Genomic DNA, 15,178 nt, shown 5'->3' with positions numbered 1-15,178 from the left:
AAGCGACCGAGCATGCGAGGCCGCGCATCGAGACCCCTGCCGCAAGCGATCTCGATGCGGCGCCTCGCTGCGCTCGGAGCCTTACTCGATCAACGGGAGTGACGGACTGACCCGCTCAAACGGGGCGGCCGACCCACCGCTCACGGCATGACGGACTCACCCCATTACGGGGCGGCGACCCACTCGATCAACGGGGCGGCGGCCCACTCGTTCAACGGGGTGGCCGGCCACCCGCTGAACGGTGTGGCCGACCCACTCGATCAACGGGGTGGATCCGCCGCAACCTTTGGCTTTCGGGCGCCCGACAATCCGTGATGCCGGAGATACCAGAGCAGCATCAGGCCCGACGAGGTGCCGTGGAACGCGTGCAGAACCCAGATCGGGCCGGGCGGCAGGCTGACCACGTAGATCGCGTAGACGAGGTTCCCGACGTTGGCCAGCACGATGTTGCCGAAGCTGTAGGAGGACAGGTCGCGGGTCGTGGCGGCCTTCCACAGCATGGGGAGCGTGGACGCCACGAATACGGCGGTCGAGACCCCACCGGCGACGGTCGCCACGGTGTTCATCGTCGCGCTCCTGTCAACGAACGTGTCCCGGCACGCACGACAATCAGTGACTTGTACATGCCTCGAGCTCCCGTCGGGTGTCGGATCGCGGCGAGGATTCCCGCCATCACCACCAAGGGTCGTCGTCGAGGCGTCCGGTCACATCGGGAGCTGTTCCCTAACTATTCTGCTGGGCCAGTATTTGGCGCGCGCGGGCTTCTACGGGTGCGTCGATGAACTCTCCGTCCGTGGTCGTGGTCGGTCGACCGTTGCTGGCGTCGAGAGCGTGCAGGATGGTGGTGGCCCAGGCGATGTCGTCGGTCGATGGGGTGAACACCCGATGGATGATGTCGAGTTGGTTCGGGTGGATGGCGGATTTGGCACCGAATCCGAGTTCGTGCGCGACGCGGGCCTCCTCGGTGAGTGCGGCGGAGTCGTGGACATTGGCGAAGACGGAATCGATCGGGGACTCGAGCCCGTGTGCGCGCGACGCGATCACCAGTGCGCCGCGGGCGTAGTCGAGGGCGTGCGGCGATGTGCCGCACCGGAGATCCGCGCGTAAGTCGATCCCGCCGAGTGCGAGGCGTCCCACGGCCGGATGCGCGGCGATCTGGGGCGCAGCGAGGATGCCTCTCGCGGTCTCTATGGCGCACAGTATCTTTGTGCCCTTCGGGAGTCGCCCGACAACCCATGACACGTCGTCCGGCGAGTCCACCTTCGGGATACGCACGCCGTACGCCTGCCCGGCGATGGCGGTGAGATCGGCGATCGCGTCGGCACTGCCGACGGCGTTGATCCGAACCCATCCGCGACGACGACCCAGAATCTCTCGGGCATTGGCGCGGGCGGTGCGTTTGTCGGCGGCGGGAACGGCGTCTTCGAGGTCGATGATCACCTCGTCGGCACCGAGGCCGAATGCCTTGTCGGCCATCTGGTGTCGGTGACCGGGCACGAACAGGTAACTGCGAGCACTGATCACAGGACACCATCCTCGGCCAGGCCGGCCAGACGCGACGAGTCGACGCCCAAGAGGTCCCGGTAGAGCTGCTCGTTGTCCTGTCCGAGACCGCGCCCGGCGAACTCGATCGATCCGGGTGTCTCGGAGAAGCGGCACATGACGTTTTGCATGCGGAGCTGGCCGAGATCCTCGTCGTGGATCGTGGTGATGACCTCCCGGTCGATCACGTGCGGGTCCGAAAGCAGTTGTTGCGCATTGTAGATCGGGGCCAAGGCGGCACCGGCGGCGACGAACCGCGCTTCCACCTCGACGAAGTCCCGGTCCGCGATCCACGCCGAGACGACTCCGTCGATCATGTCGGCGCGACGGCTGCGCTCGCCGGCGTTCCCGAACCAGGGTTCGGCGGCGATGTCGGGTCGACCGACCAGACGCAGGACACGCTCGGCCACCGACGTCGCGCTCGCCGAGATGGCGACCCAGCGCCCGTCACGAGTTCGGTAGGTGTTGCGCGGAGCGTTGTTGGGGGAGCGGTTGCCGTGGCGCTGCGCGATCTCACCGAGTTGATCCCACACGGTGGGACCGGGCCCGAGGATACCCAACAGCGGTTCGAGCAGGGACATGTCGATGACCTGGCCGTGCCCGCCGTTGTTGTCGCGGTCGTAGAGAGCCGAGATCACCGCGAAGGCGCCGGTGATGCCCGCGACACCGTCGGCGAGTCCGAACGGCGGCAGAGTGGGCGGGCCGTCGGGTTGGCCGGTCTGGTGCGCGAATCCGCTCATGGCCTCGACGAGAGTGCCGAAGGCACGACGATCCGCGTACGGGCCGGTCTGCCCGAAACCGGTGACCCGCAACATGACGAGGCCCGGGTTGAGGTCGAGGAGAGTGTCGGCGCCGATGCCCCATTTTTCCAGGACTCCGGGTCGGAAGTTCTCGACGAGGACGTCGGCCTCGGCGACCATCTCCCGGAGAAAGTCCTGACCGGTGGGGTGACCGAGGTTGAGCGTCATCGTTCGTTTGTTGCGGCCGATGACCTTCCACCACAGGCCGTGGCCGTTGCGATGCCAGCCGTGCGTGCGGGCCGGGTCGCCGCGCGGATGCTCGACCTTGATGACGTCGGCACCGAAGTCACCGAGGAGCATCGCGGTGATGGGTGCGGCGTAGACCGTGCTGATGTCGAGGACCTTGATGCCACGCAACGGTCCTGAGCGGTCGGTGGTCGAGGTCCAGCCGCGCTGAGCTGTGGTGGTCGAGTCGGTCGCTGGGTCTGTGCTGTGGTTCGTCATCGTGCTCCCTGCGGGATGGGGTGTCCGGGTGGGTGGCGCCCGTTACATCAGCATTCTTCGGAGGAGCCGCGTCACCGTCACGCTTGTGCTCGTAACTCGCCTTTTGCGCATATTCGTCAGCCGGGGCGACGGCTCGGCGATACCGCACGATTGACTGACCCGGGATCCGCCGACAGACTCGAATGCACTCCGACAACCAGGGGTCGAGATGAAGCGGAAATGGACTGTGGTCGCCGCGGTGCTCACCGTGTGCGCCATGGTTCTCGGTGCCTGCGGCGGAGGTTCGGGTGCCGGCGGCGACGCGTCGACGGAGTTCTCGACCTGTTCACTCACCGAGGGTGTCGCGAACGCCAGTGGCAAGGCCGTGGGCAACGAGCACATCTTCATCGGCGCATTCGTCGGCTGGGACGAGTCGGTGGCCTCGGCCTATCTCATGAAGAACATCCTCAACAGCAATCGCTACGACGCGGAGGTGAAGACGCTCGACGTGGATGCAGCGTTCACCGCGACCGCGTTCGGGGAGATCGACGTGCTCACCGACGTCTGGCTGCCCACCACCCATCAGGGCTACGTCGATCAGTACCGTCAACGGCTCGAGCCGCTGGGCTGCTGGTACAGCACCGCGAAAATCACCATCGCCGTCAACAATTCGTCGCCGGCGAAGTCGATCGCCGACCTCAAGACGATGGGCGGCGCCTACGGCGACACACTGGTCGGCATCGAGCCGGGAGCCGGCGAGACCGCAGTGATCACCAACCGGGTGATCCCTGAGTACGGACTGCACAACATCACGTTGCGCAGCACGTCGACCGCCGACATGCTCGCCTCGCTGCGCCAAGCCCAGGCCGATGACGCCAACATAGCGGTCGTGCTGTGGAAACCGCATTGGGCATATTCGGAGTTCGCCATCCGTGACCTCACCGACCCCAAGAAGACGATGGGCGGCACAGAGGGCATCTGGAACTTCGCCACGAACGGATTCGCCGAGCGTTCACCCAAGGCGGCCCAGATACTCACCAACCTCGTCCTGTCCGACGCGGAACTCTCCAGTCTCGAGGATCTGATGACCCAGAAATACCGCAGCGCCAGCAAGGACGATGCGGTGATCGAGTGGCTCAACGCGCACCCGGATTTCGCGGATCAGGTGGTGAGCGGGTCTCTGGGATAGGCGACGACGGCGGGTCACCACCGCCTCGTCCGGCTTCGCATCGCACATGTGACGCAGAGCCGCGCCGCCGGCAGGACTTCCAGACGCTCGGGATCGATCGGCGCCCCGCACGTTTCGCAGATTCCGTAGGCACCGTGACCGAGCCGATCGAGCGCGGCGTCGATCTCGCGCAACCGCACGCGTGAGCGCTCCGCCTGCGCCATGAGATGACCGCGTTCCACCGCGAGCGTCGACCCCTCGGGATCGTGCTCGTCGTCGGCAGCCTCGTCACCGGTCGCATCGATGACGGCGGCCAGACGAGCCGACAGGGAGTCGATCAACTCGACCGTCCGCTCACGTTCGGCGACCAGCGCCTCCCGCGACGCATCATCGTGGGTGCTCACGGACACTCGGCATGTGCCCCGGATGACTTCATGTCCTCAGGGTAGGTGATCTCGGTGAGGGTGCCGTCGAGGAAGGCGCGCAGCATTTTCGGCACGAGGCGGAGTAGGTCGCCCAGGCCGATCCAGCGGCCGGCGGTGATGGAGTGGACGTGGAAGCGGACGGCGGCCTTGTCGGGCAGGTTGTTGATGCTGCAGTGTCCGCAGTCGGCGAGGACCCGCTCGAACATCAGCTGCCCGACCCGGCGGGCGGCCACGATCCTACGGCCGCCGCGCGACCCCGTCACCGGCTGAACCGGACAAACCGATCCACTTGTGCGGCCTCCTGTGCCGAGTAGGTGACGCTGTCCACCTGATCGCCAGAGTCGTTCAGCAGCAGGAGGTTTCCGCCGTTGTTGCCAAGTTGCACGTCGGTGCCGTCGAGGGAGATGACCGTCGACGCGCCCGATTCGAGCGTCGTGTCGAGTTTGGTTTCGCGTCCGTTGCGGTCTACCAGCCGCCACCCGTGGAGGGTGGTCGGGCTGGTGGCCAGGTTGCCGATGACCACCGCCTCGTGTCCGGGATCATCCCCGGCGGGATTGATCAGGGCCCGTTCCAGATAGACGGCGCCGGTGGTGGGCGGCGTGGTCCCCGGTGTCGCGGCGATGATCGCAGAGAGCGGTTGCGCACCCGGGGCGGCGTCTCCGGCGGCGGTGGTGGGCACACGCTGAGTCTGGAATGCCAACGCAATGGCGACGATTCGATCGGGAAATGCCAGGAGCAGGCCACCGTCGTGGAAGCTGCCGTTGTCACCCGCGTGGGCGCCCACGTTGCCCTGGTTCATGTGGATGTCGTGCACTCCGTGCAGGCCGTCGGTGTTGCCGAAGTCCTGGTCGATGGGCATGTGCAGATTGCTGTCGAACTTCGCGCCGAACGCGTAGAGTTCGCCGCCGGCCGACTTGCATTGGTCGAGATACAGACTCAACAGGTCCTGCAGGTCGTCGGCGCTGGCGCTGCCCGAGGGCGGCAGCGCACGCCCGTGCGAGAATTCGAACAGCGGCGCCTTGACGTAGTCGAGCGATTCCGCCGAATTGTGGTCGGTGATCGAGAATCCCGTCGACAACGTCGGCAGGGTGGCGAGGATCGGATGACCGACCATCGGGTCCACGACCCAGAACACGACCTCGCTGCCGTCACCGGATTGCACATTGACGGCCACGCGCCAGGGCTGGCCGGTGTCGTCGACGGCCCGGATCTGCAGATGCGGAGTGCGTTGCCCGTCCTCGCGCGTGTAGCGGTCCGGTCTGGCCCGCAACACCCCGTAGTTGATCGACATGGCGGATTCCCTTCCGTGACAGAGCCGTTGCCTCGACAGCCTGCTCACACGGTAGGCGCGGGACACCCTCATGGACACGAGTAGCGCGCTACTCGAAAACACACCCCGAGGGCACCATGACAGATTTGGGGGATTCCCCCCATTCCCTGTGCGCGCCGGGAGGGGGAGCATCGGTGCCATGTTCGCTTCGGTAGCAGGATGGACGGTACGCAATCGGTGGTCGGTGGTGGGCGCGTGGCTGATCACGCTGTTCGCCGCCATCGCCCTGGCCGGCGCGTTCGGGGGTGACTCGATCACCAATTTCGCCGACGACGACCGCACCGAATCCGGTCGCGCACTCGCGACCCTCAACGGTGCGGCCGGCGGTTCGGCCGCCGATGAGGCACGCGTCGTCGTCGCCACCGATTCGACGGTGCCCGGCGGGGTGCGCAATCCGGTGGTGCGGACCCAGATCGCCGAACTCCGCGATCGCATCACGGCCGTCGACCCGAACACCCGGATGGCCGACCTCTATGCCGGGGGTGCGTCCAGGGATGTCGCGATCTCCCCGGACGGCACCGTGGCTTATACGACGCTCACCGTTCCGGCCGAATCCGACAGTCAGCGTGCAGATCTGATCGCCGAGATCAAGGAGACCACAAAGCGGTTCGACGCTCCGGGCACCCGCGTCAACTTCGCCGGTGACTGGTTTGCCGACGAGGCGCCGGCCGGGCTGGGCGAGGCGATCGGCATCGGTTTGGCGATGATCATCCTGCTGATCGCCTTCGGCTCGCTCGTGGCGGCGGGACTGCCGTTGCTCACCGCGCTCTTCGGTGTCGGTGTGGGTGCCTCGGTGTTGATCTTGCTGCAGAACGTCGTCGACACCCCGAACTTCGCGGTGTCGCTCACCGCCATGCTGGGGATCGGTGTCGGCATCGACTACGCATTGCTGATCCTCACCCGCTTTCGGGCTGCACTCGCCGACGGCGCCGAAGTGCCCGACGCGGTGGTCATGGCGATGGACACCGCGGGACGATCGGTCGCCTTCGCCGGAGCCACCGTCACCATCGCCATCGCCGGCCTGCTGACCCAGGGCGGCGTGATCGGGCCGACGATGACGCTGGCCGGCTGCGCCGGCGTTCTGGCGGTCATGCTCGCCGCGCTCACCCTGTTGCCGGCGTTGCTGGCGCTCATCGGCACTCGCGTGAACAAGCTGGCGATACCCGGCCTGCGCACCCGACCAGGCACCGACGGCGCACTCGCGCAACGATGGAGCCGGACCGTGCAGCGGCACCCGTGGGGTGGCGTGCTGGTGGCCCTCACGATCCTGATCGTGTTGTCCATTCCAGCGTTCGGTCTCCGTCTGGGATTCGGCGACGCCGGCAACCGGGCGGCCGAGGACACCACGCGCATCGCCTACGACGACCTGGCGCGCGGCTTCGGCGACGGCGCGAACGGGCCGCTGTTCCTCGTCACCGAGCTTCCGGAGGGCACCGGCATCCAGCAGCTCGGTGTGCTCGCCACGCAACTCAGGGATACCGCCGGCGTAGCCGAGGTGAGTCCACCGATCCCGTTGGGACGCGTCGACGGCAACCCCGTCGCGATGCTCACCGTCACCCCGACGACCGGGCCGCAGGACACCGCGACCGTCGATCTCGTGCACCACATCCGCGACAGTCTCGTACCGCAGTCGGGCCTGCCCGTGCAGCTGACCGGGGCCGCGGTCGGCGGCGACGACTTCGCCGAACTGACGCTCAGTCGACTCCCGCTGATGGTCGCGGTGGTGTTGATCTGTTCATTCCTGTTGTTGGCGTTGGCGTTCCGCTCCATCGTGATTCCCACGAAGGCGATCGTGATGAATCTGCTGTCCCTGGGTGCCGCGTTCGGCGTGATCGTCGCGGTGTTCCAGTGGGGCTGGGGGATGGAACTCATCGGCGTCGGCAAGGTCGGGCCGACCGAAGCATGGGTGCCGATCGTGCTCTTCGCGGTCGCGTTCGGTCTCGCGATGGACTACGAGGTGTTCCTGGTGTCACGGATCCGGGAGCGATACCTCGCCTCCGGGGATCCGACGACGTCGGTCACCGAGGGACTCGCCGCCACGGCGCGGGTGATCACCGCGGCCGCCGCGATCATGGTGTGCGTCTTCGCCAGCTTCGTCTTCTTCGACGACCGCGGGCTCAAAGCGATGGGTCTCGGCCTGGCGACCGCCGTGTTCATCGACGCGACGGTGGTGCGGATGTTGTTGGTGCCCTCGACGATGGAGATCTTGGGCCGCTACAACTGGTATTGGCCGTCGTGGCTCGAGCGGGTGCCGTCGCTGGACGGGGTGCACCGAAGCACCGCCGGTGCCGATCACACCGAATCCAGTCCGGCACAGAGCGAAACGCAACCGAGCCACACGTAGGTCGTCGTCGAGACCGCGAACCGGGTGACGCTCACCGACGACGACCATCCGCGTCAGGACGATCGGCGCCGACGCCATCGGTAGGGTACGGGGTACGGGGTGCGGTCGAGTGAAGGGATGACGATGAATCGGGCACCTGTGCCGTTCGAGGTCCACGAATCCGGTGCCCTGCTTCATGGCACGAAGGCCGATCTGGCGGTCGGGGAGCTGCTCGTGCCAGGGTACGAGTCGAACTTCGAGGACGGCCGCACGGCCAACCACGTCTATGTGACGGCGACGCTGGATGCGGCGACGTGGGGTGCCGAGCTCGCGGTTGGCGACGGGCGTGGGCGGATCTACATCGTCGAACCCACTGGGCAGCTCGAAGACGATCCCAACGTCACCGACAAGAAGTTCCCGGGTAATCCCACCAGGTCGTACCGAACCCGGCAATCGGTGCGCATCGTCGGCGAGATCGTGGACTGGGTCGGGCATTCACCCGATCAGGTCGCGACGAGGCTCGCGGCGCTCGAGGATCTGCGTCGTCGCGGCGCGGCGCAGATCGACGACTGATCGCCGTCTCGGCCGCTCCCGTTCAGCGGAAAGCTCGGTCATCACAGACGTGGAACAACCGTCGCCGCGAACCTCCGCAACTGGTCGAGCGGGTCGGCGACCGGCCAGATGAGGACCCCGTCGACCCCGGCCTCGGCGTAGGCGGTCAGCGTCTCGGCGCATGCTTGCGCCGATCCGATCAGTACCTGCCCGGCCAGAGTTGCCGGATCGTCTCCGAGCAGGTGCGCCACGGCGTCGTGTTGAGTCTGCGCGGCCGACGCGGACTCGGTGATGAAGGTCCACATGCCGGCGAGAGTGATCGGGAAGCCCTGCTCGTCGTGGCCCCGTCGTGTCGCGTCGATGATCACCCGTCCGGCGGTGATCCGATCCGGGGAGGTGTGCGCCGCCGCGACCAGCCAACCGTCCCCGAGTGCTGCGGCCCGACGCAGGCCCGCGGGGGAGCCCCAACTCCCGATCCAGATCGGGACCGGATGTTGCGGGCGGGGTTCGAGCACCGGCACGTCGTAGAAGCGTCCCGGCTGCGGTGGCCCGGTCGGGCTCAGTGCGGCTCTGAGCACGCGAACGGACTCGTCGAACCGAGACCACCTCTGCGCGAACGGAATTCCGGCCGCGGCATAGTCGGCGGGGAGGTAGCCCGGACTGACCCCGAGGACGAATCGGCCACCCGACAGTGCGTCCAGGGTGGCGGCCGCCTTCGCCACCGCGGCCGGACCGCGGAGGACAGGGAGGGTGGTGGTCATCGCCAGAGTCATGTCGCCGCTGCGCTCGATGACGCTGGACAGCGCGACGAGTCCGTCGAGCCACGGCCGCGGGAAGACCAGGTGGTCGCTCGCGCTGATGGCAGAGATGCCCGCGTCTCGTGCGGCTTTCACGAAGCGCGCCGGCGAGACCGGCTCGGAACCGTCGATGCCGATCAGCGGCAGATGGGCACCGAACCACACGGTTCGAGCCTAGGCGTCATCGATCGGTACGTGGCGAAAAACCGCTCCGACGGGCGCCTCCGAGGGGAATACGACCTCGGATGGTGCTCACGGGGCGGATCTCAGTCAGCCGGGAGGTTGTGTCCGACGCCCGGGGCAATTCAATCTCACTCCATCCGCCATCCGCCGGCCGTCGGACGAGTCAGACGATCGACGAACCAGTCGGCGGTCACGGCGTCACGTTCCTCGGCGCGGTTGTGCAGGGCGTGGTCCCCGTCGGGCCAGATCTGCATTTCACCGAGCTCGCCTGCCGCGTCGACGAACGGCTGCTGGAGATCCGGTGAGGGGACCAGCGGGTCGCGTCCTCCATGCAAGACGCGGACCGGGCACCCGATACGGTGGTTGTGCGGGTCCAAGCTCAGCCGCGCGAGGACACGATTGACCTCATCGGCATCGGATGTACCCATGGCCGCCGTGAATTGTTCTCGGACGCCACGGAATTCCGGCATTGTCGGAGCGGCGGGCGCACCATTGACGACACAGGCGCGGATCCTGTTGTCCACTGCGGCGAGCCTCGCGGCGAACAGACCACCGGAGCTGTTGCCCTGCACGCCGATTGCGTCGCCGAGCCGTGGGTCGTCCGCGACGATGTCGACGAAACGGGCGAACCCCTCGACCATTTCGGCATCGAAGTGCAGTCCGTCGCGTAGGCGCGGTTCCCCCTGGCCGGGCCCTTCGGCGAGCAGGCATGCGAGGCCGCGGTCGGCCAGTGCGTCGGCCGATCTCAGGTAGGCGACACCCCAGCCGGTGAGACCGCCCCACATGATCACCGTCGCCCTGGCCCGGCCGGTCCGGGGTAACCGCAACCATCCGACGAGATGCCCTGTACGGTAGGGCGTTTCGACCCTCTCGAGAACGGGGTCGGGGAGCAACGCCAACCGTTGCACCTGCTGGACGTACCGGCCGTACAGCAACCGCTTGTTCTCGGTGTCGGCATTCTCGGCCATCTGGGCGAATAACGCGGCACCGACAGCCCAGCGCTGCATCAGTTCTGCCGTTCGATACCGGCCCAGAGCCAGCGCCTCCGACGCGGCAGCCGCACGCTGCTCCGACAATGACGATGCCGTGTCCGACCAATTCTTGCCCGCCGCGCTGTCGGCGAGCAGAGTTCGTGCATCCGCGGGATTCATCCCGCCGTCGGTCAGGCGCGCATGAGTCAAGGCCCGATGCAGCGCGGCGGTGGCCGGGGGCAGATCGTGTCGGGGGACCACCGGGCGAATACTACGCTCGGGGTCCACCCCGCATCAGAGTCCGCTCGGATAGGTCTCGGGGTGCCGGTCGGCGAGCCACACGCTGCCCGGCTCGAGCGGTGCGAGCGCGTGGGTCCGGTCGATGTGGATCATCGCGTCGTACTGATCGGCGGGCCGGACGTGATAGTAGTGGCTCTGCCGCTCGGTATCCGGCCGGTAGATCACCCCGATCGCCCGTGCCAGGCGCACCGCCTCGAGCGCGTCCGCGGCGTCCTCCTCGTCCATCCGGACCAGGAATGACGGTTTGGCGACCTCGTGATAGACCTCCTCGATACTGCCCGGAAGTCCCTGCCGGACGGTCTTGTGCTTGGCGCTCTCACCCCAATCGTCGGCCGCGGTGACGGTTCCGCGGTAGGTGGAGAACCCGATGAGCCGGCAGGTGTCGGGGTGGCGCTGCCGCACCAACTGTCCAAGGGTCAACTGCCCCTCGGTTCCGACCTCGGTGGCACGGGCGTCCCCGACATGCGAATTGTGCGCCCACACCACGACCTTGCCGGGCTGGCCGGTGGCCGTGTCGAGGTGGGCCAACAGGGCGTCGAGGGTCTGCGCCATGTGTTCGTCGCGAACGTTCCACGACGACACCCGGCCACGAAACATCGTGCGGTAGTACACCTCCGAGTTGCGCACCGCCTGCGCGTTCTGCTGCGCGGAGAACAGTTCGTCGGCCGCCACCAAACCGTCGCGGCTCAGGTATTGCAGGGCGCTGTCGTTGAGGTCGACGAGTTGGTCGACCGCCTCACGTTCACAGGTCGGTCCGGCACCGAATGCCGCCGCATACCCGTACGCCTGGCCATCTTCCGGTGTCGTGTGGTCGAAGCAGGCGTAGCGTTCCCGGGCTCGCTGTGCCGCAACGGGATCCACCGTCGTCAGGTACTCGATTACCTCGTGCATCGACCGGTGCAGGCTGTAGAGATCGAGACCGTAGAAACCGACCTGCGCCGCATCGGGCCGTCCGGCGTTGTGTCCATGGAGCCACTGCACGAAGTCGCGCACCACCACATTGCGCCACATCCATGCCGGGAAACGTTCGAATCCCGAGAGCGCCTCGTCGGCCGAACCGTCGGTACCGAAACCGCGGACCCACCGGTTGACGCGGTAGGCGTCCGGCCAATCCGCCTCGGCAGCGACCGCGGTGAACCCCTTGTTCTCGATGAGCCACCGGGTCATGTGGGCGCGAGCCGCGTAGAACTCGTGCGTGCCGTGCGACGACTCGCCGATCAGCACGATGCGGGCATCCCCGACGATCGCGTCGAGTACGTCGTCCGGCGGCACACCGTCGACACAGTCGACGGCCACCCTCGCGATCATCTCCGCATCGGTCTCGGGCACTGAGTCGGGTCCCTCCGTGGTCGGAGTGGCGAGCAGTGTCCTGACTTCGTCGTCACCGGTTTGCGTGAAATCCCAATAGGATTCGCCCACCGCGAAGAACGGTGTGGGCATGGATGCGCAGATCACGTCGTCGGCGAGGGCGGCCAGCTCGCGACACGTCGATTCCGGGGCCGCCGGAACCGCGACGACGATCTCGGCCGGCTCGGACTCGCGCAGTGCGATGACGGCGGCCTGCATGCTCGCGCCGGTGGCCAGACCGTCGTCGACCAGGATGACCGTCTTGCCGGTGACATCCGCCGGTGGCCGCGAACCCCGGTAGGCCGCTTCCCGCCGATACAGCTCTTCGGTCTCGCTTTCGACGACAGCCCGGATCTGTTCGGGTGTCAGTCGAAGACCGCGCACGACGTCGTCGTTGAGCACGATCCGCCCGCCGGCCGCGATGGCACCCATCGCGAATTCCGGGCGGTCGGGGATGCCCAGTTTGCGCACGATGAACGCGTCGAGCGGCGCTTGGAGAGCCTTCGCGACCTCGAAGGCCACCGGCACACCCCCACGCGCGAGCCCGAGAACGACGACCTTCGGGGTGTCGCGGTAGCTGGTGAGGAGTTCACCGAGGATGCGCCCCGCCTCGCGCCGGTCACGGAACAGATGGTCACGACGACGGGTCGTGGACGTTGTTCTGGTCATTTCCTGGCCTCCGAACGCTCGCTGGATAGGACCTGGGTGACCCCATTGTCGGGCGCCGGCACACCGGATACCAGAGCCCAAAGTCATACCGTTGGGAGACAATCGACCGGTGATTGCCGAGCATGCCCCGAACGGAGAGGCCATTGCGGCGGCCGACGTGGCGAACCTGGTGTTCGACACCGGCAGCCGTGTCAACACCTTCGTGCTGGCCGGTCTCCTCGGTTCCGGCGGATTCGTTCTGCCGGACGGCGATATCGACATCGAGCGGGCCCGAACCGTTCTCATCGCACGCGCCGAGACGGTGCCCCGGTTCCGGCAGCGCGCCGACACCACCGAACGGGTGTGGCGATGGCAGGACGCCACCATTGACCCGACCCGCCATGTTCGTGTGGTCGACGCGCCGAGCCTCGAGGATCTCTGTGCCCATTGCATGACGACTCATCTGGACTACGCGTACCCGCTGTGGGAGATCCTGCTCGTCCCCCGGATCGGCGACGGTCGCGCGGGGATCGTCATCCGCATCCATCACGCCATCGCGGACGGACTCGCTGCGGCCACAATGGTTGCCGCACTTGCCGACCCGGCATCGCTGGCGCCACGCGTCCATCGCCGGCCCGACACCGAGCCCCGCGGACCTCGACGTCGATTCGGACAGCTCTGGCGCGTGGCCACCGCGGCGCGAGTGCCATCGGGGAGCGTCCTGCTGGGGTCGGCCGACGGCCCGGGTTCGATTCGGTTCGCCGAGATCGACCTCCGTCGTTTCCGTGCCGGGGCCGACACGGCGCACGGCACGATCAACGACGGTGTCCTCGCCGCCGTCGCCGGAGCTTTGAGCGCGACACTGCGGGAACTCGGGGAGACGCCGCCGGAGGCGGTGGCCGTCTCCGTCCCGGTGGCGATGCATCGCCCGAGCGGTCACGGCAACGCGATCGGTTCTGCGATCGTCAGCCTGCCACTGCGGATCGACGACAGCGCGGACCGGATTCGCGTGATCCATCCGCGGGCACTGCAGGCGATCGACGACGCCCACCATGCCGGCGACTTCCCACCGGTGAACAGCCGGTGGCTGATCCGTCAGTTCGACCGCTACAGCACACGTCAACGCCGAATCGGACTCGTCACGAGCAACGTTCCCGGCCCGACCGCGATGCTGGCTTTCGACGGGGCGCCGCTGGTGAGCATGCACGGAATCGGAACGCTCGGCGGTAACGTCCGCATCAGCATCGTGGCAGCGTCCTATGCGGGCGTGTTGTCCTTCGGTGTGCACACCGCCCGCGCGATCCCCGCCGACACGCTGACCGCCGCCCTGGTCGACCAGATCGAGGAGATCGCCTCGCCGGCATCGGATTGACTCGCCATAATCGTGTATCCGGTGTGGCACAGCGAAAACGGACAGGCGGGTGATGAGTGTGGCGAGTGGCGGTTCGTCGGGTCTCGGTCGCGGAGAGATCGGGATGGCCAGCGCCGTCTTGATGACCGCGGTCGCCGGGTACATCGACGCATTCCTGTTTCTCCGCCACCAGGTGTTCGGATTCGCCCAGACGGGCAATGTCATCTTCATGGCGGTGGGCCTGGTGAAGGGTGGCGACTGGGTGAAGTACGTCTGGCCGTTGCTCGCATATCTCGCCGGACTCGTTGCCGCACAACTGCTGCGCACCTTCGCGCCGGAGCTGCCGACGCGCGCGATCGGCGCGGCGATGGGTTTCCAGGTCGTCGTCTTCGCCGCCTTGGCATGCCTCCCGTCGAGTGCGCCCGCCGCGATGTTCGTTGTTCCGCTGTCGTTTGTCGGGGGCATCCGGCTCGAACTGTTCCGGTCGGCGCCCGGCATCTCGTTCGTGAGCATCGCCACGACGGGCAATCTGATGCGCTTCGTGGCCGCCATGTCGGACTTCGCGCGCAACCGCTCAGCGGTCGAGCTGCGGGCGGCCGCCGGCACCGGGATCGTGGTGATCGCCTTCCTGCTCGGCGCGCTGTGCGGGGCGGGCGCGTCGCAAGCCATGGGCCCGGCGCTGTGGGGAGCCGTCATCCTCGAGGGCGCGAGCCTGATCGTGTTCTTCGCGCAGACGCGCCGCGGGGCTCCACCGTCGAACATCCGGACGTGATCGGGTCGCATAGGGGCCGGCCGCCGAAGACGGCATCACGGTCCCGGAGTTGCCAATCCCTCGAGGCGGCGCGAATCGCCGCGCGACCGTCGGCCGCAGAATCGCTCGGGCGGACGGGACGGCTTCCACCGGACATCCGAACGGAGGGAAGTCATCGCCGACCTCGACAGTCGGCGGGGAGGATGGCCTGAGGATCGTCGGTGACGCATCGTGCCTGTTGTCCCATCCCCAGCTTGCGAAAACGTG

The 15,178-nt window shown here is 67.3% G+C and carries 14 protein-coding genes; 5 read left to right on the top strand and 9 right to left on the bottom strand.

Annotated elements, in window-relative coordinates:
• Positions 1–260 precede the first annotated feature (260 nt).
• From ACWDTI_RS19060 to ACWDTI_RS19050, 3 genes are all read right to left on the bottom strand, one after another.
• Positions 261–566 (bottom strand): hypothetical protein, encoded by a 306-nt coding sequence (locus ACWDTI_RS19060; protein WP_449739679.1) that lies wholly within the window; start codon positions 564–566, stop codon positions 261–263.
• A 157-nt stretch (positions 567–723) separates the two neighbouring features.
• Positions 724–1,524 carry an HpcH/HpaI aldolase/citrate lyase family protein gene (locus tag ACWDTI_RS19055; protein WP_449739678.1) on the bottom strand — a complete coding sequence of 267 codons (801 nt, stop codon included), beginning with the start codon at positions 1,522–1,524 and terminating at the stop codon, positions 724–726.
• The gene (locus ACWDTI_RS19050) at positions 1,521–2,786 is read right to left on the bottom strand and encodes a CaiB/BaiF CoA transferase family protein (protein ID WP_449739677.1); all 1,266 of its coding nucleotides are present in this window, start codon (positions 2,784–2,786) and stop codon (positions 1,521–1,523) included. Before ACWDTI_RS19050 ends, ACWDTI_RS19055 begins: the two co-directional genes overlap by 4 nt.
• Before the next feature lie 208 nt (positions 2,787–2,994).
• Here ACWDTI_RS19050 and ACWDTI_RS19045 point away from each other — a divergent pair, with 208 nt between their 5' ends.
• On the top strand, positions 2,995–3,954 hold the full coding sequence (locus ACWDTI_RS19045; protein WP_449739676.1) for a glycine betaine ABC transporter substrate-binding protein: 960 nt from the start codon (positions 2,995–2,997) through the stop codon (positions 3,952–3,954).
• Positions 3,955–3,968: 14 nt separating this feature from the next.
• On the opposite strand, the gene ACWDTI_RS19040 is transcribed toward ACWDTI_RS19045, so the two are convergent.
• Genes ACWDTI_RS19040 through ACWDTI_RS19030 form a run of 3 tightly spaced genes read right to left on the bottom strand, consistent with a single transcriptional unit; the run spans position 3,969 to position 5,649 of the window.
• The gene (locus ACWDTI_RS19040; RefSeq protein WP_449739675.1) at positions 3,969–4,337 is read right to left on the bottom strand and encodes a TraR/DksA family transcriptional regulator; all 369 of its coding nucleotides are present in this window, start codon (positions 4,335–4,337) and stop codon (positions 3,969–3,971) included.
• Positions 4,334–4,621, bottom strand: a complete 288-nt coding sequence (locus tag ACWDTI_RS19035; RefSeq protein ID WP_449739674.1) for a hypothetical protein — start codon at positions 4,619–4,621, stop codon at positions 4,334–4,336. Before ACWDTI_RS19035 ends, ACWDTI_RS19040 begins: the two co-directional genes overlap by 4 nt.
• Positions 4,618–5,649, bottom strand: a complete 1,032-nt coding sequence (locus ACWDTI_RS19030) for a DUF2278 family protein (RefSeq protein ID WP_449739673.1) — start codon at positions 5,647–5,649, stop codon at positions 4,618–4,620. Before ACWDTI_RS19030 ends, ACWDTI_RS19035 begins: the two co-directional genes overlap by 4 nt.
• Before the next feature lie 178 nt (positions 5,650–5,827).
• Between ACWDTI_RS19030 and ACWDTI_RS19025 the strand changes: the two genes are divergently transcribed.
• Both ACWDTI_RS19025 and arr read left to right on the top strand, forming a co-directional pair.
• Complete coding sequence (locus ACWDTI_RS19025) at positions 5,828–8,032, top strand: MMPL family transporter (protein ID WP_449739672.1); 2,205 nt, start codon at positions 5,828–5,830, stop codon at positions 8,030–8,032.
• 117 nt (positions 8,033–8,149) lie between these two features.
• The gene (gene arr / locus ACWDTI_RS19020) at positions 8,150–8,584 is read left to right on the top strand and encodes an NAD(+)--rifampin ADP-ribosyltransferase (protein WP_449739671.1); all 435 of its coding nucleotides are present in this window, start codon (positions 8,150–8,152) and stop codon (positions 8,582–8,584) included.
• A gap of 41 nt (positions 8,585–8,625) precedes the next feature.
• Here the strand turns inward: arr and ACWDTI_RS19015 are convergent, their stop codons facing one another.
• The 3 genes from ACWDTI_RS19015 to ACWDTI_RS19005 form a co-directional block, all read right to left on the bottom strand.
• On the bottom strand, positions 8,626–9,525 hold the full coding sequence (locus ACWDTI_RS19015) for an LLM class flavin-dependent oxidoreductase (protein ID WP_449739670.1): 900 nt from the start codon (positions 9,523–9,525) through the stop codon (positions 8,626–8,628).
• Positions 9,526–9,671: 146 nt separating this feature from the next.
• The gene (locus ACWDTI_RS19010) at positions 9,672–10,775 is read right to left on the bottom strand and encodes an alpha/beta hydrolase family protein (RefSeq protein WP_449739669.1); all 1,104 of its coding nucleotides are present in this window, start codon (positions 10,773–10,775) and stop codon (positions 9,672–9,674) included.
• A gap of 33 nt (positions 10,776–10,808) precedes the next feature.
• Positions 10,809–12,830, bottom strand: coding sequence for an erythromycin esterase family protein (locus ACWDTI_RS19005; protein WP_449739668.1), 2,022 nt, complete (start codon positions 12,828–12,830; stop codon positions 10,809–10,811).
• 109 nt (positions 12,831–12,939) lie between these two features.
• Here ACWDTI_RS19005 and ACWDTI_RS19000 point away from each other — a divergent pair, with 109 nt between their 5' ends.
• Both ACWDTI_RS19000 and ACWDTI_RS18995 read left to right on the top strand, forming a co-directional pair.
• On the top strand, positions 12,940–14,181 hold the full coding sequence (locus ACWDTI_RS19000; RefSeq protein ID WP_449739667.1) for a wax ester/triacylglycerol synthase domain-containing protein: 1,242 nt from the start codon (positions 12,940–12,942) through the stop codon (positions 14,179–14,181).
• Positions 14,182–14,284: 103 nt separating this feature from the next.
• Entirely contained in the window at positions 14,285–14,932 is a 648-nt protein-coding gene (locus ACWDTI_RS18995) for a YoaK family protein (RefSeq protein WP_449739666.1), read from the top strand.
• The last annotated feature ends 246 nt before the right edge of the window (positions 14,933–15,178 follow it).

This window comes from Gordonia sp. NPDC003424, from assembly GCF_053588655.1.
This window is presented reverse-complemented; position numbering and strand designations above follow the sequence as displayed.